Here is a 24,844-nt window from a genome sequence, read left to right on the forward strand (position 1 = left end):
GGCCCCCGACGGCGAGCCAGTGTGGCTGAGTGGTCCAGTTGGCCTCTCCGGCCAACTGGACCACTCACGGCCGGGGGTCACCGGGATGTCGGGGCCGGCCAGGGCTGGCGCCCCGGGCCGGTCGGGTGCGTGCCCGTGACGCCCATGATCACCGAGTAGAGGCTGGTCTGCGCGGTGATGAAGAGACGGTTGCGCTTGACTCCGCCCCAGGAGATGTTGGCCACCTTCTCGGGAATGTTGAGCCGCCCGATCAGCGTGCCGTCGGGGTCGTAGCAGTGCACCCCGTCGTCCATCGCAGCAGCCCAGAGCCGGCCGTCGTCGTCGAAGCGGAGGTTGTCGAAACGGGCGTTCTTGCGGCGTGCGGCGTCTGCGAAGACCTTGCCGTCGGAGAGTGTGCCGTTGTCCCGTACGTCGAAGACCCGGATACAGCCGGCCCGGGTGTCGGAGACGAAGAGCTGTCGCTCGTCGGCCGACAAGACCAGGCCGTTCGGCGCCGCGCAGCAGTCGGCGACCAGGCGTACTTCACCGCTGTCCGGGTCGATGCGGTAGACGTTGTTGGCGCCGATCTCGCTCTCGGCACGGTAACCCTCGTAGTCGCTGGTGATGCCGAAGTCCGGATCGGAGAACCAGATGGATCCGTCCGACTTCACGGCTGCGTCGTTCGGGCTGTTCAGTCGCTTGCCCTGCCAGCGATCCGCCAACACCGTGACAGTGCCGTCGTGCTCGGTTCGCGTCACCCGGCGGTTGCCCTGCTCGCAGGTGATCAACCGGCCCTGGCGGTCAAGGGTGTTGCCGTTGGTGTGCCCGGCAAAGCGACGGAAGACGCTGACGGCACCGGTCTCCTCGTCCCAGCGCAGCATCCGGTCATTGGGGATGTCACTCCAGATCACCTGCCTCCAAGAAGGAAGGTAGATCGGCCCCTCGGCCCAGCGGCAACCTGTGTACAGCACCTCCAAGCCGCCATCGCCGTTCATACACCGCCCCGTACGGAACCGGTCGTCGAGCATCTCGTACAGCGCAGGGCGCTCGCTGGTCATGGGTCCCCTCCCGTAGATATGCCGAATATCCTTCGGCTTGATGAGGAGATTGCAAGATGCGCTATGGTCTGCGCAAGGCTATACCGAATGGAGAGTTGTGGATCACATTGACCGCGCCCTACTAACGGAGCTTCAGAGGGACGCCACCCAGTCCTATGCTGCGCTGGGCCAGGCCGTGGGCCTGTCCGCCGGCGCGGCTCATGAGCGCGTACGCAAGCTGCGGGAGCGCGGCGTCATCCGGCGCACCGCGGCGGAGGTTGATCCGGCAGCGGTGGGCGGCGGCGTCCTGGCTTACGTGATGGTCGACTCGACGGCCTGGATGGGCGACTCGGCGAAGGACTTCGCCGCGCTACCCGAGATTCTGGAGGCGCACGTTATCGCCGGCAGCGCCTCGGTGCTGGTGAAAGTCAGGACCACGACCACCGAGCACCTGCAGGACGTGCTGCGCCGGATCTACGCCATCGACGGAGTGAGCGGGACCCAGGCGACGGTTGTGCTGGAGACATTCTTCGAGCGGCCGGTCTCCCCGCAGGCCGCCCACCAGGCGTGACCTTGCGCAAGTCATGGACGGTTGAACGTAGCTCCGCGGGCCAACCGCAGCGCTCCCCTGACCTGAAAAAACGCCGGCCCGGCTCCGCGCTGGGTGTGCTGTCGCATGAGGTTGGTGCCACGCCGACTGGCGCTCGCTGAGGTAACAGTCCAGGTGTGCGACGACGGCCCCTCCCCGGAGGACTGGGCAGGGCGGTCTTGACGGCGCGAGCCTGCTGCCCGTCGACGTCGCCCGCCCGCGCCGCGTACTCGGTGCCGGCGCGCGGTGCTGAGCACCGGTATGGCACGCCGAAAGAACGTGCGCGGGGATGTCGATCCAGGCAGGCTCTGTTCGACGCAGGGGTGAGAGAGGCCATCAACACGAGAGGCGAAGGCCATGCCCAAGGTCCGCGTACACAACGTCACGATCTCCCTCGACGGCTTCATGGCCGGCGCGAACCAGCGACTCGACGCCCCGTTCGGCGACGGAGTCGGCTGGGGTGACGATCTGCACAGTTGGTTCGTCTCCGCGACGGAGGATTCCGCCGCGGGCAAGACCGGCATCGATGTCGACTACTTCACCCGCGGCGATCAGAATATCGGCGCCACGATCATGGGGCGGAACATGTTCGGGCCGCAGCGCGGGCCGTGGAAGGACGAGTCCTGGAAGGGCTGGTGGGGCGACAACCCGCCCTACCATCACGACGTTTTCGTGCACACCCACCATGTGCGCCCGACGCTGGAGATGGCAGGCGGAACGACCTTCCACTTCACCGATGAGCCGTTGGAGACGGTGTTGCAGCGTGCGTTCGACGCCGCGGGCGGCAAAGACGTCCGGATCGGCGGCGGCGCGGCGGTCATCCAGCAGTATCTGCGGGCCAGGCTGATCGACGAGCTCCACCTGGTGATCACGCCGATGCTCATCGGACGCGGGGAGCGGCTGCTCGACAATCTGGGCGACGGGATCGACGGCTACCGGGTGTCCGAACTGGTCGGCTCGCCGACGGTCACGCACGCGGTGCTGGTCCGCCGCTGACGCGCGGGGTCAGGGTTCGCCGGGGTGGTGTGCTGCCTCACCCGCCTCGGTGGTTCGTCGTCGTGGTCTTGGCCCTCGTCGCTGCGCGGCGGGTAGTCGACTGTGGGTGTGCTGGGGCCGGGCCCCGTGTGGCGGTGGGGTCGGCCGTTCAGTCGGGGTGCTGGTGCCCGCACATCCGGCGGCGACTACCGCCTCACCTTCGACCAACCGCCGGAACCACTCGACACCCTCCCGCAGTAACTGGCGGTCGATGGCTTCGTGGAACCAATCTCCTGAGGCACCACAGCTAGTGCTGTGACCAGATAGGTACGCCGGGAATTGGCCTTCGTGGCCTCTCGCACCCGGTTGGATGTCCGGCATGAATGCTTCCGCGACAGCAACGAGCGTACTGCTGGTGGTAGTTGGTGCCGCCGTGGGTCTCATCCCGGCCTACCTGATGGAGAGGAGAAAGGAGCGGCACGCCCTGGCAGTGCGTTGGGACGCGCCGCTCTACGACCTGTGCAAGGAGTGTGCCGCCTCGGCGCGGCAGCTCGTTCATCTGGTCCGTCGGTATGACCGGGTCGCGGACCGGGACGAGCAGCGCAACAAGGTCGACGACGAACACGCCCGGCTCCGGTCCGTGGTGCAGCAGCTGCGCATCCTGGGAACGGTGGAGCTCCAGCAGGCGGCCAGGGAGGTCGAGCACCACGCCTGGTGGGTGCGCGCCGTACACGAGGGCCGTCCGGACGAACTCATCGACCACTACGGTGGCCGTGCGGTGGAGGACAGGCTGAGAGAGGCGATGCGCAGATTGTTCCTGGCCGCGCGCCGCCAGCTCGGAGTCAAGGACCCCGACAGCGTGGTCCCGGACGATCCGATCGACCCCAGACGCCCGGCTCCCTGACCGTGCCGTGAAGGGCAAGTCAGGAGCGGCTATCGCGAGGCAGCGTGCTGCCAGATATGCCAGGAGCCTCTACCGGGCTCACGTACCCGCATCCGAGGTGAGAAGGCCATCCGCTGGGGCGGACGCCCTCTCATAGCTGCGGTCGGACCAACCCGGCGAACCTATCCGGTCACAGCACTAGGGGTGGGAGCCCGTTATGGCTGCCGGGCCCCGCTGCGAGCGTGGGGTCTTCTCCCCCACCTTCTTCACCTCGATGGTGCGCGGGTCCACGGCTTCGCCGGGAGCCCCTTCGCGGTACAGACCACCGGGAAGGCTGTCACGGTCGTGCGGAAGGAGGAAGAAGACGCGGCGCTTGTACAGACCGCTGTCGGGGTCGGGTTCGGCCTGGTCGTCGAGGAGGGCGTAGCCGACCATGCGACCGTCGCGGAGGTAGGGGGGTCTGGTGTTGCGGCGCCGGGTCTTGTCGAGGGCCTGGCGGACGTAGTCGAAGGTCTCGGGGTCTTCCAGCCACACGACGTTTTCCTCGTGGGTGAGATCGCCCTCGGTCAGTAGCGAGCTCATGGCTGCTGGCCCTCCTTCGTCTGCGGGGCCGGACGGCTGCCCGCCTCGTGGTGTGGTGAGCCGCCCGTTGCTGGAAGTAGCCCTGCGGGTCCATGGTAAGCGGGGCGGATTCGGGCGGGTAGGGACCTCTGGGCCTGCTGGGGGGCGGGTCCGGTGTGCTGCGGTTCGCCGTGCGGCGGGAGTTGTTTCATGACGGGCTTTCCAGCAGGGCGAGTCCCGGGTAGTACTTGCGGCCGTTGGATTTGATCATGTCTGCGGGTGAGGCGAGGCCTACTTCCTGCCGTACGCGGGTGGCGAAGGCACGGGTACCGGCGGGGCGGATGCCTTCGCCGGCGCTGCACCAGGACGCGTAGGCGGCGTAAAGGAGGCCTTGTTCGACGCGCAGGTCGGGCTGGGTCTCGAGGTCGCGGGTGCAGCATTCGGTGAGGAAGCGGCCGATGTGGTCCTCGGTGTTGGCGTACGCGCTGGTGGCGATGCGGACGCGGTCGGGGCCTTCGAGGCTGTCACGGGTGGTGAGGTAGCGGCGGGCGCCCTCGATGAGCCACTGCAGGATGCCGGGGCCTTCGTCACGGACGAGTTCGAGCGCCAGGTTGTCGATCTTGCGGTGATCGGGGACGGTCCGTTCGAAGGGCAGCAGCCGGATACGGCGCCAGAACGCGAAGCCGCCGTTGCTCACCTCGGGGCGGTGGTTGCCCAGCAGCCACAGGTGGTGGGTGGGGGTGAAGGAGAAGTAGTCCTGCCGCATCCGGCGAGCCTTGATCTTCTCTCCGCCCGTCAGAAGCTTGACCCTCGCCTCGTCGAACTTGTCGTTGGGCTTGAGCTCGCTGCAGACGATCAGGCGGCGGCCGTGGAGCTCGGTGAGTTCCGTGGAGTGCTCGGAGAACGCCCCGCGGTCCATGAGGAAGCCGGGCGGGGCGGCATCCGCGTAGTCACCCAGGATCTGGATCATGACGTCCAGCAGGACGCTCTTGCCGTTCTTTCCGTGGCCGTGGAGGAAGGGAAGGACCTGGGCGCCGACGTCGCCGGTGATGGAGTAGCCCAGCAGCAGGTGCAGGAAGCCGATCATTTCCTGCCCTTCGGCGTCGTCGCCGAAGGTGTCGCACAGGAAGCGGTGCCAGCGCGGGGTCTTGGTCTGCTGGGGGGCGACGCTGGTAGCGCGGGAGTGGAAGTCGCGGGTGGGGTCGGGCTTGCGCAGCAGCCCGGTGTGGAGGTCGACGACGCCTGCGGGGGTGCACAGGGCGTAGGGATCGCCGTCAAGGGTGTCGGGGTCGACGGACAGGTCCGGGGAGGCCTTGGCCTGGGTGAGCAGAGCCTTCATGCCGGTGGTCGACAGGGTCCGCTTCCTGTGGTGGCGGAGCTCGCGGTCGCTGAAAAGTCCGCGGGGGTCGCTGTCGGGCATGTCCTCGGCCATCTCGCCGGCAGCCCACAGGGCGGCTTTCTCACCGCCGGTGCGCTTCCAGCGGTAGCCGTCCCAGGAGAACCAGCCCAGGCCTTCGACGTGGCGGAACTGATCGCGGTAGAGCTGGACGAACAGCTTGGCGTTGCCGCGGTCGGTGAGGGTTCCGGGCAGGGGTGCCGACAGCGCCCAGGAGGGGGTGGGGACCGGGGAGGTGTGGGCCTGGGCGGGCAGGGCGGCCGGCTGATGGTCCCTCTGTTCGAGGTCCAGCATCTGCTGGGCAGCGGCGGTGGCGTCGAAACGCGGCGTGTCGGCCCTGCTCATGAACGTCCTTCGAGGTGGAGCGGGCGGGCGGACCCGGCAGCGAACGCGTCGTCGATGATGCGTTCGTTGCGGGCACTCTGCCAGGGGCGTGCGGTCTCGGCGGCGTCGTGCAGGAGGACGCGGGAGGTGTGTTCGTCGAGGTGTCCGGCGGCCGCCAGTCCTCCGGCCGTGTAGGCGGCCTTGTTGAGCTTCTCGGTGAAGGAGGCGCCCTCGGGTGTTGCCGCGCACTCGGCGACTTCCAGCAGCAGCGGGTCCAGGACGCGGTGTGCGCGCTTGGGGGTTCGCGGGGGTCGACGGCGGGGAGCCGCGGGTCGGGAGGAGGCCGCCAGGCGCTGGATGGTGTGTCCGGTCCTGACGAGTTCCTCGCCCAGCCAGTCGGGCAGCGGCGCCGGCAGGCGGCCCGGACCTTCCCGCAGATAGGTCCCCTGGGCGGTGCGGGTGGTGGGCGCGACGATGTAGCCGCCGTCGGCCCGGACATCGACCTGCCAGGCCAGAGCGACTTTCGAACTGGACCCGGTCGAACAGCGGAACCGGGTGGCGGGGTGGGGATTCCGGTACCAGACGTGCAGGCCGCCGGAAGGGGTCCGCACGCGCAGGGTGCTGTCGTCCTCGGCCGGGCTGGGCCGCCCACGCAGGGCAGCCAGGAGAGCGAGGGTGTCGAAACCGGACGCAAGCCCCCGCAGGTTCACGGAGTCGTGGATGGGGATGCCGGGCAGGAGACGGCTGCGGTCGGGGACCGGCGCGGAGTGTGCGTCGATGTCGATGACGATCAGGTCGGCTCCCCCGCAGGCCACGCCGACGCCCCAGGAAGGATGGGCGGACCACCAGGCATCGATGCGCGCCGTGTCGGTGGTCGCGGCATGAAAACCGTGGCACGGCCGGCCGGCCGGGATGCAGACGCACGAGGTCGGAGAGTGGTGTTTGTCCTTGCAGTCCGGACAGTTGGCAGCGGGCGTCTTACGTCCTGATGCCAGGGGGTGGACCGGCCACCCCTGCTCGGCGCACCAGCGGGCCACAGCCTGGGATGTGGCGGTCCGCGCAGGAGTTGCGGGCACTCTCATCAGGTCGGGGCCGGGCACTCGTCTGTCCTTCGGCAAGTGTCGTGTCCTTGAGTCCCTGACAGCCCCGGCCGTCAGTCGGCCGCGTACTGAAGTGAGGGACCAAAGGGACTGTAGGGACTGTCTTTCGGAAGAGTGTAGGACCCCGGGGCGGGGGGAGGGCGCAGCTCCCCCCGCGTGGCGTTCTATTGGTTTTCGGGTCCCTACGGTCCCTTGAGTCTCTGCAGGGAGAACAAAGCAGGCAACGTATGCCCGTAATGCTCCAATTGCGAGTGTCTTAAGGGACCGTAGTTCGCCTACCGCTGGGCACGCGGTACAGGGACTGGACGAACTTGGCCTCCGGGAGGATCGGAAGGGCCAGTAGCGGGAGTGGTCAGCCAGCGGTGGGCTGCTTCGGGACGCGGCCGGAGGCGCGGATTTCCTGAAGATCGGGGATGTGGTTGTAGAGGGTGCCAGGGCTCTCGCCGAGGATCTTGGTGATCGAGGTGATCGAGGTGATCGAGTTTTCGGGGTTGGGCAGCATGTCGCGGGCGGCCCGGGTGGTCTCGGCGGTGGCGACGGTGGCCGGGCCGCCAGCCCGGCCGCGGGTGTGGGGACGTCCAGGCTTGCGCGGGTACCGGAGACGATCAGCTCGCGGCTGAACTCAGCGAGCGCGGCGAAGACGTGGAAGACGAGCCGGCCGCCAGGGGACGATGGTTTGTTGAATCCTGGCGGGAGTTTGTCGGTGGCCTCAGCCTGGGTGCTTCAGCATCGCGGACGGTTGAGCACCCCGATGAGGACGGCAAGGTCGGCGGCACCGGCCAGGTCATCCGCATAGCGGGTGGTCTGGAGCGGATCGACCTCAGGAAGGACGATGCCTTCCCGGGCCAGAACATGGACCAGGGTCAACAGTGCGGCGCGGGCATTGCCATCGGTGAAGGGGTGGAAGAACGCCACATCGAGGTACGCGCGGGCCGCGCGAGCCGCCAGCGGGATGTCCGGGTCGGTCGTCTCGCGCAGGCAGGAATCGAAAGTGGCCGCCGTGTGAGGGGTCAGGCCGTAGCGCTCGCGGCCAGCCTTCGCGTAGGCGTCGCTCACGCGAAACGGTGCCTCTGTCGCAGCGAGGATTTCACGCTGCCAACCGGCAAGCAGGGCGAAATCCAACGGGGTACGGCGTGCGGCATCTTCTCGGGCCAGGGCGTATGCGGCGAGCAGACGCTGGGCGCGAATCGGGTCGCGTCGGCACACCGGTCCCTCGCACCAGGACCGGAACCCATCGCGACCGGGCGGGAACCGCTGTAGGGCGGGTGCACTTTGCCAGTCGGCCTCGCGGCGCACGCGCAGCCAGACCGAAAGGCTGTCAGTAGCGGTCATGGAGTTCCTCCAGTGCCGCCCTCTCCCGGTGGTCCTGGTACGGGGCGTGGCCGGTGAGGCCGGCGGCCAGGTCCTCGCCGACCGATTCGATCAGCGTCCGTTCCGGGTAGACCCAGCTCTTGAACCTGCCGCCGATCCCACGCTCCACCGCTCGCGCGGCTTCGGCTCGGTCCATGCCGGTGCTGGTGAGGAACCAGCCCAAGACAATCGAGGCCTGGCCGTACCAGCCGCCCTCCGCGCCCGAGTCCAGAGTGTGGGTCACGAGCCGGACGCAGGCCCGTTCCAAGTGCCAACTGCGATCCTCGGGTGAGGCGTCCGGCGGCGGTGCCAGTTCAGCAAAGCGCTGGGCCGTCCGCTCCAGCCACTCCCGCCACTCCAGCAGTGCGGCTACGACGCGTGCTGCGGTCTCGTCGGGGGTCGTCACCGAGCTCGGCCCGCTGACCCAGTTGCCGATGGGCCCGCCGTAGCGGTAGCACCAGCTCCACCCCCAGGCCCAGGCGCCGTATCGTTCCCGGATGATCGCGTCCACCTGACGCTCACACCAGCGTTCGCCCTCCCACCAGCCGGCCATGCCGGAGAGCACGGGTGGCACCCACTCGCGGACCAACGAGCGGAGGTGAGCCTCCTCGTCCTCGTCCCACGCGAACGGGTGGCGGGCCGGGTCGAATTGATCCCAGTTCCGAATGCCCTCGTAGGTGACGCGGGGCACACGGTTCTCGGGCAAGGGCAGGGTGTCACGGTTGTACGTCAGCGCTGGCCACTCTTCCTGTCTGATGTGATCGACCCATCAGTCTCGGCTCGAAGCCCCTGGGGTCGCGAATGGTTTTCCGGCCCGCGCCCCGTGCGGGCATCTGTGCGGGGCCTATAGCCCGCTCTCGTCGTCACCGAGCGATGGTTCGCGCAGCGGTCGGTGCCCGGCTTCGGCGGGCTGAAGAAGCCGTACTAAGTGGTCGGCTCCGGAAGCCCTTCGGGGGTTGACTTGAGCACTCGTCTTGTGGCGTCCAGCCAGCGCAGTGGACGTGCGACCGGTGTCATTGCGCGCCAGCGGACAGGGGAGGCGTTTGAGCTGCCAGTTGCTTGATCGGGGCTGCCGTTGGATGGCCGCCCTCTTGATCCGAGTTCAAAGACGTGTTGCAACGCGGATCAGGTCAGCAACTGTACGAAGGCGGCTGTGCGGCGGCCAGGCGATCGCCGTTGCCACGGGCGGAGCGTCCAGGACCGGTACGGCGGCGAGGTCCCGGCGCAGGTCGGCGCTGGCTGACTCGGGAATGACCACGGTGGTACGGCCGAGCGCGATCAGCTGGAAGAGCTGTGTCAGGTTCCGTACCTCTGCGCCCGGTCCCTCTGGGTAGCTGCCGCTGGGACCGGGCCAGCGCGCCATCGGGAGCTCTGGCAGCGTGGTGACGTCGGCCATCCGGATCTGAGAGCGGCTGGCGAGCGGGTGTGAGGCCGGCAGGATCGCGACCTGTCCCTCGGTGTACAGGGTTTCGGTGTCGAGCCCGGCTGCTGAGTCGAAGGGCAGGTGCAGCAGAGCTACGTCGGCTTGCCCGTCCTGCAGCAGCAGCTGGTGCTGGTGTGCCTCGCAGAGCAGTAGCTCGACGGTGGCCGCGCCGGGTTCCGCGGCGTAGGCGTCGAGCAGTTTCGTCAGTAGTTCGCCGGCGGTGCCGGACTTCACGGCGAGGACAAGGCTGGGGTGCGCTGTCGCGGCCCGACGGGTACGCCGCTCAGCTGCGGTCACTGCGCTGAGGATCGCGCGTCCTTCGGCCAGAAGCACGCCTCCGGCCTCGGTGAGCGTGACCTTGCGGCTGGTGCGTTCCAGCAGTGCGATTCCGAGCCGCCGTTCGAGCTGGGCGATCGCGCGGGACAGGGGCGGCTGGGCCATCCCGAGGCGCTGGGCAGCCTTGCCGAAGTGCAGCTCCTCGGCGACGGCGACGAAGTACCGCAGCTCGCGTATTTCCATGAGTGCAGGCTAATGACGGCAGACGGCAGATCGATACCGACCAGGTATCGCTGCACTACCGAGATGGTGTTGGTGCCCGGCCGCAGCACGAGCATGCTCGCTGTCATGAGTGAGAAGACGATCGCGCTGGTCACCGGCGCGAACAAGGGGATCGGGTATGAGATCGCGGCCGGGCTGGGTGCGCGGGGCTGGAGTGTCGGTGTCGGCGCCCGGGACGAGCAACGCCGGGAGGACGCCGTGGCGAAGTTGCGCGCGGCCGGCGCCGACGCGTTCGGCGTACCCCTGGACGTGACCGACGGCGGGAGTGTGACCGCCGCGGTCCAAATGATCGAGGAGCGGGCAGGACGGCTCGACGTACTGGTCAACAATGCCGGCGTTGCCGGCGGCTGGCCGGAGGAACCCACGACCATCGACCTCGAGACCGTGCGGCGACTGGTGGAGACCAACGTCATCGGCGTCATCAGGGTCACCAACGCAATGCTGCCGCTGCTTCGCCGCTCGGAGCACCCGCGGATCGTCAACCAGTCCAGCCACGTCGGCTCCCTGACACTGCAGACCACGCCCGGCGTCGACCTCGGGGGAATCAGCGGGGGCTACGCGCCGACGAAGACCTACCTCAACGCCGTCACCATCCAGTACGCCAAGGAGCTGAGCGGCACCAACATCCTGATCAACAACGCCTGCCCCGGTTACGTGGCCACCGACCTCAACGGATTCAGCGGGACCCAGACCCCCGAGCAGGGCGCGGCGATCGCCATCAGGCTGGCGACCCTGCCGGACGACGGCCCTACCGGCCAACTGTTCGACGACAACGGGGTCGTGCCCTGGTGACCTGACCCTCGGATACGTCCTCGTCGATCAGGCCGCCGCCGGTCGGACCCACGTGCACCCTGCGAAGATCGCTGTCGCTGGGCTGGACGACGTCCCATGGCTTTACGCAGCCTTGGCTGGGTATTCGGTCCAATGCCGGTCTTCGGCTCGGCGCGGGCGTTGTGCCAGCGTATGTAGGCGGCGATGGCGGCGTTCTGCTCGTCGTGTGTGCGGTGGTTCGTGCCGTTGAGTGCGAAGTAGCGTAGCGCGGCGAACTCGGACTCGATCCAGTTCAGCCAGGAGCCGTAGGTGGGTAGGAAGACCAGCTCGATGTCGTTGTCGGCCACCCAAGTGCGGACCTCGGCGTGCTTGTGCGGGGAGAAGTTGTCCAGTACGACGTACAGCTTCTCCTTGGGCCAGCGGGCTCGCAGCGCCAAAAGGCGCTGCCGCTCCTCAACGAGGGCGCCTCGGTCGTGTTCACCGTAGGCGCCGCCGAAGGACTCGGGGCCGCGATGACAGCCGCCAAGGGCGCTCTGCTGCCCCTCATGCGGTCCCTCGCGCTCGAACTCGCCCCCCGCCGCATCCGCGTCAACGCCGTCAGCCCAGGACTGATCAACACCCCCGCCTACCGCAAGATGGGTGTCTCCCAGGAAATGATCGATTCCTGGGCCCGGGACGTCCCGCTCGGCCGCGTCGGCGCTCCCACCGACATCGCCGAAGCCGTGGCCTTCCTCGCCTCGGAAGCCGCCAACTACATCACCGGCGACAACCTCACCGTCTCCGGCGGCATCGGCGTTCACTCCAACGCCTGACGAGTCATGTGGCTCCACCGCCGCCGAGCGCCACCCAACTCAAGGAGATGGCCCTACCGCCACAAGACCCGCACCAGGCACGCCAGCAGGCGGCGATCGTGCTCCTGGCAGCACGAGGCCGCGGCAACGCCCGGGTCGCCGCTGAAATCCACCTGCACGCGAACACCGTGCGCCGCTGGCGCGGCCGATTGCGGCCGGCCGGGTGCCCGCCCTGGCCGACCGCAATCGGTCGGGGCGGCCTCCGACGTTCACCGCGCTGCAGATCGCCGAAGTCAAAGCACTGGCCTGCCAGTTGCCCACCCAGTCCGGAGCCAACGCTCTCGTCCTGGTCATGCCCCGAACTCGCGCGCGAGGCCGTCACCCGGGCCGTCGCCGACACCATCTCCGCCTCCACTGTGCGCCGCTGGCTCAGGGACGACGCACTCAATCCCTGGCAGCACCGCTCCTGGATCTTCATCCGCGACCCGAACTTCCGCGCCACCGCTCAACGGGTCCTGGACCTGTACGCGCGCATCTTCGATGGCACCCCGCTCGGAGAGGACGAATACGTCATCTCCGCGGACGAGAAGACCTCCATCCAGGCCCGCTGTCCCTGCCGCCCCACCCTCGCCCCCCGGCCAGGCCCGCACGATGCGGGTGAACCACACCTACGGGCGCGGCGGCGCGCTGGCCTACCTGGCCGCCTACGACGTCCAGCGCCCGAAGGTGCTCGGCCGTTGCGAGCCGACCACCGGCATCGTTCCGTTCATGGCCCCTGGTCGCCCAGGTCATGACCCAGGAGCCCTACGCCAGCGCCAAGCGCGTGTTCTGGGTCGTCGACAACGGCTCCTCCTGCCGCGGCAAGAAGGCCGCCGACCGGCTGGCCGCCGCTTCCGAACGCGGTACTGGTGCACACCCCGGTCCACGCCTCCTGGTTGAACCAGGTGGAGATCTACTTCTCCGTCGTGCAGCGCAAGGTCATCTCGCCCAACGACTTCACCGACCTCGCCCAGGCGCGGGTCCTGGCGGCGCGGCGCGCTGCGGGCAGGGCCCGAAGAGGAGGGCCTGAAGAGGAGGGCCAGGGTCTGGTCCCTGTCTCCAGTCCCTGCGCGTTTTCGCAGATCAGAAGGCAAGTAGGCCCGCTGGCAGGGACTGAAGGGACTGAAAACTCCAATTATGAGCCAGCTACATACATGGAGCTCAGTAGATACGCGCGCGCATACACGCGCACGCAGGACTCGCTCATAACTCCCAACTAGAGTCCCTTGGGTCCCTTATGAGTGTCAGGTACTCCTGTGACCTGCACGTTTACAAGGGACTGACCGGCAGGGACTGAACGTGCAGAGACCCTGCCGCCCGCCTTTCATTCCCTTGCACGCGGATTCGGGACAAGCGTGAGGCGGGGCCCCGTGCGGGCCGACGATCTCGAGTCCGCCGCCATGGAGGTCGTCCTCCCCCGACAGGCTGCCCTGGATCTCCGCCCCTCGGGCCGGAGCCGACGCCTGATCTGCCCCTGCTGGCCCCATTCCGGACCGATCGGCGGCAGCGCTGAAACCGACGCTCGTCCACCACCCCAGCGACCGAAGCGACTCAAGCGACTCTGCAGCCAACCTGCAGCCCGCACCCACAAGAGTCGCCATCACAGGTGAGTCGCTTCGGTCGCTCCCTGCCGCGCGACGCTCTCGCCGACTCCACCATGGGCTCGGCGCGCTCAGCTCTTCTCGTCCGGGCGGGCGTTCGGGTTGCGTTCCGAGGGGCCGGGGCGAAGGACGCGTTTGCCCTCGGTGGGGTATGGCGTGCGGCGGCGGCGCGGGACATACCCGGGTGGGCACGGCGACGGGCCGCCGGCCGGTTCACCGGCGGCGCCCGGAGGCGGTGCCGCGAGGGCGCCGCCTCCGGTGTGTTCCACGGAGCCGATCCGCACGCACTCCACGTCCGGATCGGTCGTGCTGGGAATGACATCCGGCAGGGCGGATGCGGCTTGGGGCTCGCCCGGGAGGGGCTCCCCCGGCCCGTCCGGGCCGTCCGCTCCGGCCGGCTGATTCCCTGTGCCCGTCACGGGCATGCCGAGTTCCTTCCGCTGCCGCCCCACCACTGGTAGGACTCCCAGCTCCCCGTGTTGGAGAAGTGTCCTTCCACTGTGTAGCAGTTCGGGTGGGACGCCCAGGTGGAGCCCGAGTAGCGCGTCATCGTGCCGCCCGTGTCGGACTGGTACTCGAGGTTGTTCATGTACGCGCAGTACCCGAAGCCCTCGTAGGGCCAGTGGCCGCTGCCCATGTCGGTCTGGGTGGTGGCCGGGTCGGTGCCGCTGTCCACGACCTCCCCGAACCAGGAGACGGCGGAGGCCTGGTCGCGCAGGCCGGTGGTGGCGTACAGGCTCGCCGGGTAGTAGCCGATCCAGTTGCCGTTGACCCTCACCCACCAGTTGCCTTGCCACAGCTGCACCTTCAGCCCCAGCACGTACTGCGTGCCGCCGAACGTGCTGAGCGGGCTGGAGAGGGCGCCAGGGTGGACGGTACTGCTGTACTGCACCCAGCCCTTCACGTTCTCGTTGTAGCCGCCCTTGTTGTCGCCGCTCTGGGTGTAGCCGTTGGTCGTGTAGAAGGTGAACAGGTGCGGGACCCAGTCCCCGTACAGGTCCTTGTAGGTCTGGTGACCGACCTCCAGGGTCTGACGTCCGGTGCCGCTGCCCCGGGAGAGGCTGAGCTGACCGAGGGAGAACTCGTCGCTGCGCTCCACATAGGTGTTCCAGGCGTTGATGTTGCCGGCGGTGCCGTAGCAGGTCACGCTCTGGCTGCTGTAGCCGTACTTGTGGACCGTGGCGACCGCCGCCTGGACCGTCTCGCGGCCGGAGCCGAGCGGGGCGACGATCCGGGTGGCAGGGCCCTTGGACAGCCAGTCGGCCAGGGTGCTGGTGGGCTTGATCCGCTCGACCGGCAGCCGGACCAGCGGGACGGTGCCGCGCGGACCGCGGTCGGCGGCCTCGTCCTCCAGCTCGAAGTGCACCGGCTCGGCGGGGAACTCACCCTTCTCCGCCTTCAACGGCCGGTCCTCGCCGGGTGGTTCGGCGATACGGCCGTCCACCATCTGGGACTCGACCGGCACCCAGTCCAGCTGGACGCCGCCTTTGGTCACCGTCTGGGTGACAACGTCCCGGCGTGCGTAACGGTCCTTCAGATACTGGTGGATCTCATCCAGCCGGCTCGCGGCCTCGGCCTCCGACAGCGTTTGCGTGACGGGCCGGTCCGGCCGGTTCGCGATCTCGGCGTACTCGCTCGGGTTGCGCTCGACGGCGCCTGTGGCCATGGTCTTCGTCCCCCAATCCCGGGACGGCCGCGGTACACGGGTCCCGGACAGTCGCCGCCCCACGGCGGCCCGGGGGCCCCGGACACGTGTGCCGGCGTGGCCGTCACGCTAGACCCGGGCCCGGACACCGACAGGCACGGAATCGGCCATTGCTCGGGGCAAGTCACAGGGGCCCAGGCGGCACCTGAGGCCCGAGGTCCGGGATGCAACTGGGCCGCGCCGGCCCCTTGATTACAAGCCTTTGCGTCCCTGCGGCCGGCACCTACGTGATCAGCCGCTCGCCCCCGCAGCCCGAACCAGTCCGCAGGCGGCCCAGCGGGCCATGAAGCCGCAACACGTGCGCCAAGGCGGGAAGTCCTTGGGCAGGGCCCTCCACTTGCAGCCGGTGTCGACGACGTAGCGGATCGCGTCGACGATCGCGCGCCGGGGGTGTTCCTCGGGACGTCCCCCTGTGGGGGGTCTCGCAGGCGGGGGGCGGCAGCAGCACTTCGATGAGGGCCCATTCGTCGTCGAAGGTGTCGGACGGATAGCAACGGGACCTGCTCACCATGAACTTCCCTCGCAAGTACGGGGGTTGGGGCCCGCCGCTTCGTGGCCTGGCCCCAACCGGTCAGGCGTTGATGTAGTCGGCGATGATGTCGAGCGTCGACTCCACCGAGCCGAGCTGGGCGTTGAGGTGTCTGATCCACCGTCCTTTCGGTTGCAGGGTAGGTCTCCCTCCGAACCTCCAGCGCCCGAAAGGTGGTCCCAGGCCCACCCCCGCAGGGGTGCTGGGCCGCTGGTGAGCTCAGCGGGCCGCTCATAGCGTCGGAACATGATGCATGCCACGAACGAACCACGAACGAGTACCACCAGGCGGACGGCGCTGCGCGGTCTGGGGCTCGCGGTGGGGGGCATGGCCCTGGCCGGCGGGCTCGGAGCCTCACGAGCGGTGGCGGAGCCACGTCGCGGGTCCACCACCTACGTGCTGGTGCACGGTACCCACAGCGCCGGCGCGTTCTGGATGCCGATCGCGCGGGAGCTGACGCTGCGCGGGCACCGCGTCGTGATGGTCGACCAGCTGGGGCATGGCACGGAGGCCTTCGTCCCGGAGTCGTATCAGCGGCAGGACCTCAAAGCGATGGCGGCCGAGCCATCCCCGCTGAAGGGCCTCGGGCTCGACGACTACGAGGCGCGCGTCATAGGCATCGTGCGGCGCGCGGCGCGGAACGGCCCGGTGGTGCTGGTCGGGCACAGCCTAGGCGGGCGGCGTATCGGTCAGCCGTGTCGGCAACGCCGTCCCGCATCTGCTTCACCACATCTGCTACATGGCAGCCTTCTGTCCCAGCCGTGCCCTGCCCACAGCGGATGCCTGCACGGCGGCACCCGAGAACGCCAACGCCGTCAGCCCGGTCGAGCTGACGGTGGGTGACCCGGACCAGCTCGGGGTGCTGCGGCTGAACTTCCGGACAGGTGACAGCCGTGAACTGGCCCTCCTGAAGGAGATGATCTGCACGGACTACCCCGACGACGACTTCCGCCGCATCCTGGCCGGCATGCAGACCGACGAGCCCATCGCCGCTTATGCGGGCCGAGCGGTCGGCCGAGCTGACAGCTGGGGACGCATTCCCCGCACCTACCTCCGCTTCGGTAAAGACCGGACGATCGCCACCGCGCTCCAGGACAGGATGGTCGCGGAAGCCGACGCACTCATACCCGGCAACCGCTTCCGCGTACACAACTTTCCGGAGGCGTCGCACGTAGGCCCTCTCAATCCTGCCTCCGTCACAGAAGTCCTGGACACACTCGCGGCGTAGGTGCAGCCTGGTCGACCCGTTCGCGGCGCAGGCGATCGTTTTGACCCGGCTGCCCGTCCGGCGTACCACCGTGCGAGGAGCGGTTTCAGTACGACTTCCGCACCGTTCGATGAAGATCAACAACTGCAAGATGTGAGCGGCTTACGGAACTTGTGCCAGACCCCGGAGAACGCTGCCGAAGCCACCAGCGCTTACGGCGTCACGCATCATTCGGACTGCGTGACTGCAAGCCTCGGCCAGAGTGACGACAGTCTGCGGAGCGAGAAGCTCCAACTCGTGGCGGGACGCGTAGCAATGTGCGTAGGCCGCGCGTGTCTGCCGATACCGCTCGCCCGCGTCAAGGCCAGGTGTGGCGGCAATATTCCGCAGATCGCTGCCAGCTTCGGCGTGAGCTGCGAGGAACTTCGCCTAGCGCTCCCGTCGGGTTCTGCACCAGTCAGCTTCCGTCTCTTGCTGGGTCTTCCGGCGCTCCACCAGCAGTGCCGATCCCATGGCAATGAGGGTGGGCCGCGCACGCCACTTTGGAGCCGAACAACAGCAAGGCCATGCTCGGCACAATACTTCGCGAACTGCGCCAGCACCCGGGCCAGTGGGACGTCGTCCTCCCCGGGAAGACCGGCACCGCGGGGGAAGAGACCGTCGAGGTGATGATGTCCCTACTCTGGCCAGGGCAGACGATCCGCCACGGAGGCCAGCAGCCCCCCGGGAGGAGACCCTCGCCGAGGCGCGCATGGCCGTCGACCTTGCCGTGTCTCTGGTCCGCTGGTTCGCCGACGGCACCGTACGCCGCCGCTGGCGAAGCCGTGCGAATGCTGCGGACAACCAACCATGCAAAGCTGCGGCGCCGCTTCTACTAGGGCGTCATCGAAGCGGCCGTGCCCAACCCAAATCGGATGCGACCCGTAGCTGTCAAGCCGAGATGTGAACTCAGGCTTCATCAACCGCAGTTGTGCTAGCTTCGGAGCAATCTCAGGCCGAGCCCAGTGCCCGGTCTGTCCGCGCCCTGGGCGGCCCAGCTCAATGTTGGGGTGCCAGGAAGGTTTCCACAGAACCGTGCCCGCCTCCGACACGGGCGGCCGGGGAGTGGATTCGACCACGCAGGCATCAGGGCCTGCACGCTCCACCTGCAAGAAGCCCCCGGGAGCTGATCCCGGTCTGAGTTCTTGGTGTCGGCAGGAAGTCAGTTCTACCCACGCACGGCGTGGTCGAACTGAGCCTGCCTCCCCCACCGGTTCGACCACCATCAAGAAAGGTCGAAGCCGGTGAGCAACTCAGCGGTACTCATGCTCCTTGCAGGCGCAGGTGTCATCTCCGTTCTCCTGTTCGCTGTCCGAGGCATCCTGGAGCAGCTGCCTGATGTCCTCCGTTCATGGCAGCGGGTCCGTAAGGCCTGGCGTGACGCGGCGTCCAATGACGACCAGCCTGCTCCGTGACCCACGGCGAACACACAGAAGCACGATGGCCTACTGGTGCCTCTTCATGCCCCGGCCGCCCGGCCCGTGCGTGGGTGGTTGGGGAGATAGCAAGTGCGCGCCGTCGACAGCCTGGCTCCGGCACGGTGGTGCGGTCAGCGGCGCGCCATCAACGCGTCCACGCGTGCTCGATCTGTCTGGACGATGAGGCCCGCACCGGTCCGGTTCTCCATCTCGTGCGACGGATAGATCGCATCGAGGTGGTGGGCCGCGCCACCGGCAGGCCGAACTCGGAGCCGGTGCCGAGGTGCTGACGTGACCTCGGGCAGCAAGTTGGTAACCGTGGCCCCTGTGTGCCAGCCCGCCTGCCCGGGGAAGAGCGGCTGCGTCCGGCATCCTGGAGCCGCCGGCTTCGTACTTCCTGACAGACCGCTGCCGCTACTGCGCTGACCGGCACCGGCTGGCTCGAGGCTCGGGTGATTACGCCGTAATCACCCGAGCCTCGAGCCAGCCGGTGCCGGATAGACACACACCACATCACCTGCCAGACCCTGGTCTGGCTGGGAGGCGAAGGGCCGGTCTCCAAACGTGGGAAGGCGGCCCTCGTGGAGGGCTGACCGTGGTGTGTCCCCAGGTCAACCGGAAGAGACGGTCTGGTCCTCCTTGTACTTGATGAGCGTGTCCAGCATCGTGTCGAACTCAGCTGGGGGCATCTTTCGGATCAGGAGCTCTGCGACGAGCCAACCCTTCTCGTAGGGGAACCGCTTGGGCTGCTCCTCCCCCTCATCAGCCGTCGTCCCTTCGGTGGCCGCCTGCGCGGGAACAGACGGCATGCCGTCCCCTGACTTGATGGCAGACGGCTCATCCTGCGCAGACCTCGGCCGGTGCACCGGAGGCTGCGTGGCATCCGCTCCCTCCGGGGCTGAGTTGGATTCCGGCTCTGCTGGAGTATCCGGAGCCGTCTCTCGGCTGTACAACTCCCCCGTTTCAGGCGCCTGTGGCTTCGGGGTGCCCTTCGATGTGCGGGCCTGCCCTTCCTTGCGTGCTCGCTCCGCTTTGAGCTCTTCCAGCACGCCTTCCTGCTGGTCGGCTGGCTTGTTGCCGACCGCGCGCAGCAGGTCGATGGGTTCTTCACCGATGCGGGCTTGGAGTTCGGGGGTCAGGTTGAGGAGGGCGAGGCGCTGGGAGATCCAGCCTTGGGAGCGGTGGAGGCGTTTGGCCAGGGCTCGCTGACTGCCTGAAATGTCCAGGAGACGCTGGAGAGCGCGGGCTTCGTCGAGTTCTTCGAGGTCCTGGCGGTGGATGTTGGCGACGAGGGCGGATTCGAGGATCTCTTCGGGGGTGGAGCCCTCGTCGTCGCTGACCATGACCTTGATGGTGGCGAGGCCGCCGTCGCGGGCGGCAGCCAGGCGGCTGCTGCCGTCGACCACGACGTGGGTGGTGTCGGGTTCGAGGTCGGCTTCGCGTTGGGGGTTGGCTTTGATGTAGGCGTCGCGGTTCATGACCGTGATTGCCTGTTTCTGGCCGTGGGTCTTGAGGCTGCCCGCGAGGTCGGTGAGATCCCCCAGGCTGGAGCGGGGGTTGTCCGGGTTGAGGCTGACCCGTTGGACGGGGAGTTCTGTGGGCGGGGCGATAGCCTCGGTGGGGACGCCCGTGGCGGCGGCGACGGCCTGGCGGCGTGCGCTGACTGGGCGCACTCCCCCGCCGAACCGGCCGGCGCCCAGCTGATCAGCCTTGCTCACGAGACCTCCCTTGCCAGGGCTCGCATGCCGACTGCCTGCTGTGATTTAGGGGCGTAGGACAGCAGGGGTTTCTTCACTCGAACCGCTTCTTTCTGTTCCTTGAGGTCTCCGATGAGTCCGACGACCTTCGGATCCTTTATGTCCACCCATCCCTGGAGCGACGAGGTGGCGATGTATCCGCGGCGGGAGTCGTAGAGGTTGACGACGATGCCGAGGTAGTCGATGTCGACTTGGAGGTCGCCGCGCAGGTCGTCGATCTGTGAGGTGAGCAGTTCGTAGGCGTCGGCGGAGCTGTCCTCGGCTTGGACGACGATGAGGGCCCCGGACTGGCCGGGCTTTTCGCCGTCGCGTCGGCGGCCGTAGTAGACGGCGGCGTCCATGCTGAGGCCGAGGCTGGGTGGGCAGTCGACGATGATGACGTCGTAGTCACCTTCGAGGGGGGCAAGGGCCCTTTCGAGGGCGGCTTCCCGGGCCCGTACGGCGGACAGGCGTACGTCGAGGAGGAAGGCGTCGTTGCAGGCCGGCAGGAGGTGGAGGCGGCCGTCGAAGGTGTCGTCGTCGACGGAGAGGATGAGGTCGCGGAGGTCGCCCTTGGGGTCGCCCGCCATGTGGTTGGTGAGGCTGTCCCCATCCATCGGCAGTGGGCTGCCGCCGAGTTGGTTGGTGAGGTGGCACTGCGGGTCGAAGTCGACGAGGAGCACCCGCAGCCCGAGTCCGGGCAGGTTCTCGATGTCGAGCGGGTCGTCTTCCGCTTCGGTTTCGTCGTCGTGCGTTTCGCTCGCGCGCACGGCCTTGGCGAGTGCCTTGGCGACGCGTACCGGGTGAAGGGTGTTGGGGTCTTCGGCCAGTGCCTCGCCGAGGCCGGCGGTGATGGCGGTCTTGCCGACGCCGCCCTTTTGGTTGCAGACGATCAGGCGACGGGTGAACGCTGGGCGTTCGATGTCTGGGGCAGGGTTGGTGTCGAGCCACAACTGGACGGATTGGGCCAGTCCCTGGATGAGGGAGACGCGCCGGTCGGCGGCGATCTCCCGGAACTCCTCCCACTGGCTGGGGGGCAGGAAGGTGGAGAAGGAGTCGGCGGCGGCGGTGTCGATGGTGGCGGGGGTCGAGGCCAGGCTGCACCAGTCTCTGATGCCCTGTTCGACGGCCGTCTGGATCTCGATGCCGTGCTGGGCGGTTCTGATTTTGAGGTTCTGCCGGAGCCATCCCGGCAGCTTGGAGACGACCTTCTCGCGGTCGCTGGAGGTGGCTGGAGAACTCATGGAGGTCACCATACTAACGCCCTTGATCATTTGCATCATCGACACGTTAGTTAGACCAAGTTGATGAAGTTCTCCGTTGACCGTCTCGCTGAAGGCCAGTCTCGGTCTATCTGGGTCATGGTTCTTGCGTCCCGGTCGAGCTGGGCTGTCTACCGATCCGTCTCGCTCTTTGTGAGCCACTGCCGTGCCTGGCTCGCTACGGTCGTTTGTACGTGGTCAGCGCTGGGTGGGTGTGGCTGGCGGAGGCTGAGGACTTCTGCCGCGGACGTCCATGGTTGGGACGGTGCACGGACCTGGCACACCATCGACGAGGACCTGGCCCTGTCGGCCGTGTTCCGCTCAGGCCGGCACGTCGGATCGACCTGGACGCTCCGTCCCTGGCGCACCTTTCCCGGGAGTTGGAACGCGTCGGTCGCCATCTGGCTCGAGGCTGGCGAAGAGCTCGCTGCCGCGGCATCGGACATCCGGCACTTCCTGGAAGGGAATGCGTAGTGACGATCGGCCTGCGACTTGCCTGGCGCCTCGACGGACACGGCTGGGCTGACTGCACGGTTACAGACGGCCAGGCGGTCATCGTGCTCACCGCGTCCTACATCACGAGCGCGCCGGAAGACCTGACCGCGCTGGCCCGGCTGATCGCCGGCGAGACGGAAACGCGAGCGCAGTTCGAGGCCGAGCCGACTGCCTATCGATGGATCTTCTATCGGGAAGACGAGGGCGTCTGGGTCCGAGTCTTGGAGCTCAGGGACGGAAGCGACCACGACAACAAGGGCACCGAACTCTGGTCGAACCACTACCCCATCGATGAGCTGGCCCGCGCCGTAATCCGCTGCTTCGACGACGTCGCGCACACCTCCGGAGAGAGCGGCTACCGCAGCAAATGGGCGAGCACTCCCCCGCACCGAACTCGAAGCCCTCAGAGGACTTTGGAACGACCGTCGGCATCCGCACGGTGCATAGCCGGATCCGCGCCAGACCTGCGAAGGAGACCGATGAGACAGATCAGGGAAATGAGCGAGCGCGAGTATTTCGCCTGCGTCGGCCGGCGTCCCGGCATGTTCGTCGGCACAGCCTCGTCGTTCCACCAACTGACCGCCTTCCTCACCGGCTACGACCAGCACGCGATACGCCACGGCGGGCAGGGGCTCGCAGGCTGGCACGAATGGCTCGTCGCCCGCCGCGGCCGCAGCTGCAACCACGCCTGGCCCGGACAGGTCCTGCATATCGCGCTCCCAGAAGGCTGGAACAACATCGCCGACCTGCCGCCCGAGGACGAGAAGCACGCGACCAAGATCCTGTTCCAGCTTCTCGACGAGTTCGCTGCCGGACGCGAGGCAAGTCCTGGCCCTCAGAACTCAGATTGAGCGAGACGCCGACCGCACCTCCGTCTCGCTCGATCTGCACCACCGCTGGTCACAGCCCCGACGTGGTTCACCTTCAGCGAGACGGGTCATCCGTCTCATCCAAGTGATTACGTCGTAATCACCCCGCCCGACGGGCTGCCAGTCCCCAGGTCATTACGGTGTGGTCCTGCGAAGGCACCGCGGTTGGGCGCGGAGGCAGAGCGACGCACCCTCGCCCAAGTCGAGACGCCCGCTGGGTGATTACGGCGTAATCACCCAACCCTTGAGGCACCTGGGGAAACAGCCGGGGCGCCCCTCGGAGCGTCGTCGCGTGGTTGCCACGATGTGGCGATGTCTCCGCTGACGTCCCATCCGTAGCGCTCCAACTGCTCGGCTTCGGCTGTGCGACCTTCCTCAGAGAGGCACACCACGACGAGGGGGAGAGCGAGGTCGCTTCCAGTTGCTGCGGCGTGCACACACCAGGCCAGAGCTTCTTCCCATCGTCCGCGATCGGCCAACTGGAGAGCTCCCCAGGTCGCTGCGTGAGGGTCGCCGGCCAGGGCGGCCTCTCGCGCGCGTGTCAGCGCTTCGTCCAGTTGGCCTACGGTGGCAAGTTGTCGGGCCTCTGCAAGTGGGTTGGCTAATGCTCGTTGGGCAGCTCGCGCTGCCCAAGCGGACATCAGGCGGCACTCCGTTTCAGGGTGGAGGTACGGATCCTGTGGTGGAAGCGGCTCGGTTGCCTCACCTGTGAGGGCGCGATCCGCCCAGGCTGCAGCTTCGTCCGGGCGACCAGCTGCGGCCAGTCGGCGCGCTGCTTCCTGGGGGCTGTGACGGTTTCGTCCTGAGCGGCTCGCTCGAACCAGTCGAGGGCTTCGTCCAGCCGTCCCGCGTCAGCCAATTGGCGGGCCGCCGCCAGGGCCGCGTCGCTCCTCCCGGCAGCGGCGGCGCGCTGAAACCAGGGGAGTGCCTCATCCAGGCAGCCCGAATTGGCCAGGGCTTCGGCTGCGGGAAGCAGGGCGTCTACATCGCCTGCAGCGACGGCGCGCTGGTACCACTGGAGAGCCTGGTTGAGTTACTCACCCACGTTTCAAGGCTCCTGGGTGATTACGGCGTAATCACCCAGGAGCCGCCGGCTGCCCGCCCTCAAGTGATCACGCCGTAGTCGATCACGCCCTGAGGCGGCCTCTTGCTCCGGCGCCGGGGGGCCATGCCGCTTGTGTCCGGCACACCCCCCCACGGGGCCCTGTCGTACAGAACGCTGCTGCGCGCGGATGCGGCTCTGCTGACTGCTCACGCTCAGCGCCCACGCGTCAATGCCCCAGTTGTCCGCCGAGCAGGAACCTGTGGAAGCCAGCCCAACATCTCCACAAGCAGCATCACGAGTCGACTGCTACTGCGTGGGGAGAGCGGCCTATGTCTGGACGAGGTCTGTCCGAATCCGAGCAGCTGCTGTGGGATGCCTTTCCCCCTGGACGGCTTGTAGATCTAAGCCGGAGGGCTCGAGGAGCGCCTCAGGCGTCTGACACGGTCGTACGCGCCGAGATCATTACCCGTCTGCTACTGGGGGAGCGTGAACCCGTACCAGGGCATGTTCCAGCCCTCCGGCTACAAGGAGCAACGGTTGCGGGGCTGCTGGACTTGTCAGGCTGCGACGTACCTCATGCCGTCGTCATGACAAACTGCGACTTCGAACGGGAACCTCGCCTGGAAGCCGCTTCCACGAAGCTCATCGACCTCACCCACTCGAAGCTGCCGGGCCTGGATCTGCGTGACGCCCGCGTCGATGGCCTCTTTCGCTTCGCGCACTGCCGCAGTGCTCGACCCTTGCGGCTTACCCGGACCCGCGTGAGTGGCACGGCCGACCTCACTGGAGTATGCCTCGGCGGCACCCCCGCGCTGCAGGCAGACAGTCTGGTGGCCGAACGCGACTTCCTTTGCCGAGACGCCGTCGTCAGTGGCGAAGTCCTCATGTGGAGTGCGCAGATCGGCGGGACGCTGGTGTTGGAGAACACTCGCATCATCAATCCAGGCGGCGTGACCCTAAACGGTGACGGACTCGTCGTCGGAGGCGGATTCTTCGCCGGCACTACCCCTCAGGCACCCGACCACCGCCTCCACTCACGCTGGCTCGTCGATGACCCTCGTCGCCAACTGCCTGCAGGACCCGAAGTCCCGCCGCCCCAGGGTGATTACGGCGTAATCACTCGGGCCTCGCGGTAGCTGGGGGAGTGCCCTGTGGGCCGCGC

General features: G+C 67.8%; 22 protein-coding genes and 2 pseudogenes. 10 read left to right on the forward strand and 14 right to left on the reverse strand.

Annotated elements, in window-relative coordinates; translation table 11 throughout:
* Positions 1-77 precede the first annotated feature (77 nt).
* Entirely contained in the window at positions 78-1,037 is a 960-nt protein-coding gene (locus EDD92_RS48620) for an SMP-30/gluconolactonase/LRE family protein (protein ID WP_123970913.1), read from the reverse strand.
* A 97-nt stretch (positions 1,038-1,134) separates the two neighbouring features.
* On the opposite strand from EDD92_RS48620, the gene EDD92_RS48625 reads away from it, so the two are divergent.
* From EDD92_RS48625 to EDD92_RS48635, 3 genes are all read left to right on the forward strand, one after another.
* A complete protein-coding gene (locus EDD92_RS48625) occupies positions 1,135-1,587 on the forward strand; it encodes an Lrp/AsnC family transcriptional regulator (RefSeq protein ID WP_123970914.1) in 453 nt (150 codons plus the stop codon).
* A 375-nt stretch (positions 1,588-1,962) separates the two neighbouring features.
* Positions 1,963-2,601 (forward strand): dihydrofolate reductase family protein, encoded by a 639-nt coding sequence (locus EDD92_RS48630; RefSeq protein ID WP_123970915.1) that lies wholly within the window; start codon positions 1,963-1,965, stop codon positions 2,599-2,601.
* Positions 2,602-2,959: 358 nt separating this feature from the next.
* Positions 2,960-3,484 carry a hypothetical protein gene (locus EDD92_RS48635; RefSeq protein ID WP_185124522.1) on the forward strand — a complete coding sequence of 175 codons (525 nt, stop codon included), beginning with the start codon at positions 2,960-2,962 and terminating at the stop codon, positions 3,482-3,484.
* 177 nt (positions 3,485-3,661) lie between these two features.
* Here EDD92_RS48635 and EDD92_RS48640 read toward each other — a convergent pair whose 3' ends face one another.
* The 7 genes from EDD92_RS48640 to EDD92_RS48670 form a co-directional block, all read right to left on the reverse strand.
* The gene (locus EDD92_RS48640) at positions 3,662-4,045 is read right to left on the reverse strand and encodes a DUF6009 family protein (protein ID WP_123970917.1); all 384 of its coding nucleotides are present in this window, start codon (positions 4,043-4,045) and stop codon (positions 3,662-3,664) included.
* Between the two features lie 187 nt (positions 4,046-4,232).
* A complete protein-coding gene (locus EDD92_RS48645; protein WP_123970918.1) occupies positions 4,233-5,765 on the reverse strand; it encodes a phage/plasmid primase, P4 family in 1,533 nt (510 codons plus the stop codon).
* Positions 5,762-6,826: a bifunctional DNA primase/polymerase gene (locus EDD92_RS48650; protein WP_185124541.1), complete on the reverse strand. Its 1,065-nt coding sequence runs from the start codon at positions 6,824-6,826 to the stop codon at positions 5,762-5,764. The genes EDD92_RS48645 and EDD92_RS48650 overlap by 4 nt, the downstream gene beginning before the upstream one ends.
* A 370-nt stretch (positions 6,827-7,196) precedes the next feature.
* A complete protein-coding gene (locus EDD92_RS50380) occupies positions 7,197-7,346 on the reverse strand; it encodes a hypothetical protein (protein WP_185124523.1) in 150 nt (49 codons plus the stop codon).
* 221 nt (positions 7,347-7,567) lie between these two features.
* Positions 7,568-8,176: a Fic family protein gene (locus EDD92_RS48660; protein ID WP_260327405.1), complete on the reverse strand. Its 609-nt coding sequence runs from the start codon at positions 8,174-8,176 to the stop codon at positions 7,568-7,570.
* Positions 8,163-8,900: a hypothetical protein gene (locus EDD92_RS48665; RefSeq protein ID WP_260327406.1), complete on the reverse strand. Its 738-nt coding sequence runs from the start codon at positions 8,898-8,900 to the stop codon at positions 8,163-8,165. Before EDD92_RS48665 ends, EDD92_RS48660 begins: the two co-directional genes overlap by 14 nt.
* 396 nt (positions 8,901-9,296) lie before the next feature.
* Positions 9,297-10,136 carry a LysR family transcriptional regulator gene (locus tag EDD92_RS48670; protein ID WP_123970919.1) on the reverse strand — a complete coding sequence of 280 codons (840 nt, stop codon included), beginning with the start codon at positions 10,134-10,136 and terminating at the stop codon, positions 9,297-9,299.
* Between the two features lie 93 nt (positions 10,137-10,229).
* Here EDD92_RS48670 and EDD92_RS48675 point away from each other — a divergent pair, with 93 nt between their 5' ends.
* Positions 10,230-10,967, forward strand: coding sequence for an SDR family oxidoreductase (locus EDD92_RS48675; protein WP_123971061.1), 738 nt, complete (start codon positions 10,230-10,232; stop codon positions 10,965-10,967).
* A 212-nt stretch (positions 10,968-11,179) separates the two neighbouring features.
* On the opposite strand, the pseudogene EDD92_RS52665 reads toward EDD92_RS48675, so the two are convergent.
* Positions 11,180-11,383, reverse strand: a pseudogene (locus tag EDD92_RS52665) (transposase); the annotation flags it as partial.
* Here EDD92_RS52665 and EDD92_RS48685 point away from each other — a divergent pair.
* Complete coding sequence (locus EDD92_RS48685) at positions 11,318-11,758, forward strand: SDR family oxidoreductase (protein WP_260327440.1); 441 nt, start codon at positions 11,318-11,320, stop codon at positions 11,756-11,758. The pseudogene EDD92_RS52665 and the gene EDD92_RS48685 overlap by 66 nt on opposite strands.
* A 1,690-nt stretch (positions 11,759-13,448) precedes the next feature.
* On the opposite strand, the gene EDD92_RS48695 is transcribed toward EDD92_RS48685, so the two are convergent.
* The 3 genes and pseudogenes from EDD92_RS48695 to EDD92_RS48705 form a co-directional block, all read right to left on the reverse strand.
* The gene (locus EDD92_RS48695) at positions 13,449-13,802 is read right to left on the reverse strand and encodes a hypothetical protein (protein WP_123970920.1); all 354 of its coding nucleotides are present in this window, start codon (positions 13,800-13,802) and stop codon (positions 13,449-13,451) included.
* On the reverse strand, positions 13,793-15,043 hold the full coding sequence (locus tag EDD92_RS48700; protein WP_123970921.1) for a neprosin family prolyl endopeptidase: 1,251 nt from the start codon (positions 15,041-15,043) through the stop codon (positions 13,793-13,795). Before EDD92_RS48700 ends, EDD92_RS48695 begins: the two co-directional genes overlap by 10 nt.
* Positions 15,044-15,337: 294 nt before the next feature.
* A pseudogene (locus tag EDD92_RS48705) lies at positions 15,338-15,593 on the reverse strand (transposase); the annotation flags it as partial.
* Between the two features lie 453 nt (positions 15,594-16,046).
* Here EDD92_RS48705 and EDD92_RS52670 point away from each other — a divergent pair.
* Together EDD92_RS52670 and EDD92_RS52675 are read left to right on the forward strand one after the other, a co-directional pair.
* Entirely contained in the window at positions 16,047-16,454 is a 408-nt protein-coding gene (locus EDD92_RS52670; protein WP_399185649.1) for an alpha/beta fold hydrolase, read from the forward strand.
* Positions 16,351-16,839: a hypothetical protein gene (locus EDD92_RS52675; RefSeq protein ID WP_399185657.1), complete on the forward strand. Its 489-nt coding sequence runs from the start codon at positions 16,351-16,353 to the stop codon at positions 16,837-16,839. The genes EDD92_RS52670 and EDD92_RS52675 overlap by 104 nt, the downstream gene beginning before the upstream one ends.
* A 2,047-nt stretch (positions 16,840-18,886) precedes the next feature.
* Here EDD92_RS52675 and EDD92_RS48720 read toward each other — a convergent pair.
* Positions 18,887-19,993, reverse strand: coding sequence for a ParB/RepB/Spo0J family partition protein (locus EDD92_RS48720; RefSeq protein ID WP_123970922.1), 1,107 nt, complete (start codon positions 19,991-19,993; stop codon positions 18,887-18,889).
* The gene (locus EDD92_RS48725) at positions 19,990-21,255 is read right to left on the reverse strand and encodes a ParA family protein (protein WP_123970923.1); all 1,266 of its coding nucleotides are present in this window, start codon (positions 21,253-21,255) and stop codon (positions 19,990-19,992) included. The genes EDD92_RS48720 and EDD92_RS48725 overlap by 4 nt, the downstream gene beginning before the upstream one ends.
* 117 nt (positions 21,256-21,372) lie before the next feature.
* Between EDD92_RS48725 and EDD92_RS50650 the strand changes: the two genes are divergently transcribed.
* From EDD92_RS50650 to EDD92_RS48740, 3 genes are all read left to right on the forward strand, one after another.
* Positions 21,373-21,747: a DUF6228 family protein gene (locus EDD92_RS50650; protein ID WP_221268343.1), complete on the forward strand. Its 375-nt coding sequence runs from the start codon at positions 21,373-21,375 to the stop codon at positions 21,745-21,747.
* On the forward strand, positions 21,747-22,619 hold the full coding sequence (locus EDD92_RS51960) for a hypothetical protein (protein ID WP_260327407.1): 873 nt from the start codon (positions 21,747-21,749) through the stop codon (positions 22,617-22,619). Before EDD92_RS50650 ends, EDD92_RS51960 begins: the two co-directional genes overlap by 1 nt.
* Before the next feature lie 1,650 nt (positions 22,620-24,269).
* Positions 24,270-24,818: a hypothetical protein gene (locus EDD92_RS48740; RefSeq protein ID WP_123970925.1), complete on the forward strand. Its 549-nt coding sequence runs from the start codon at positions 24,270-24,272 to the stop codon at positions 24,816-24,818.
* Positions 24,819-24,844 lie beyond the last annotated feature (26 nt).

The sequence above is a fragment of the Streptomyces sp. TLI_185 genome (assembly GCF_003814765.1).
GTDB lineage: Bacteria > Actinomycetota > Actinomycetes > Streptomycetales > Streptomycetaceae > Streptomyces.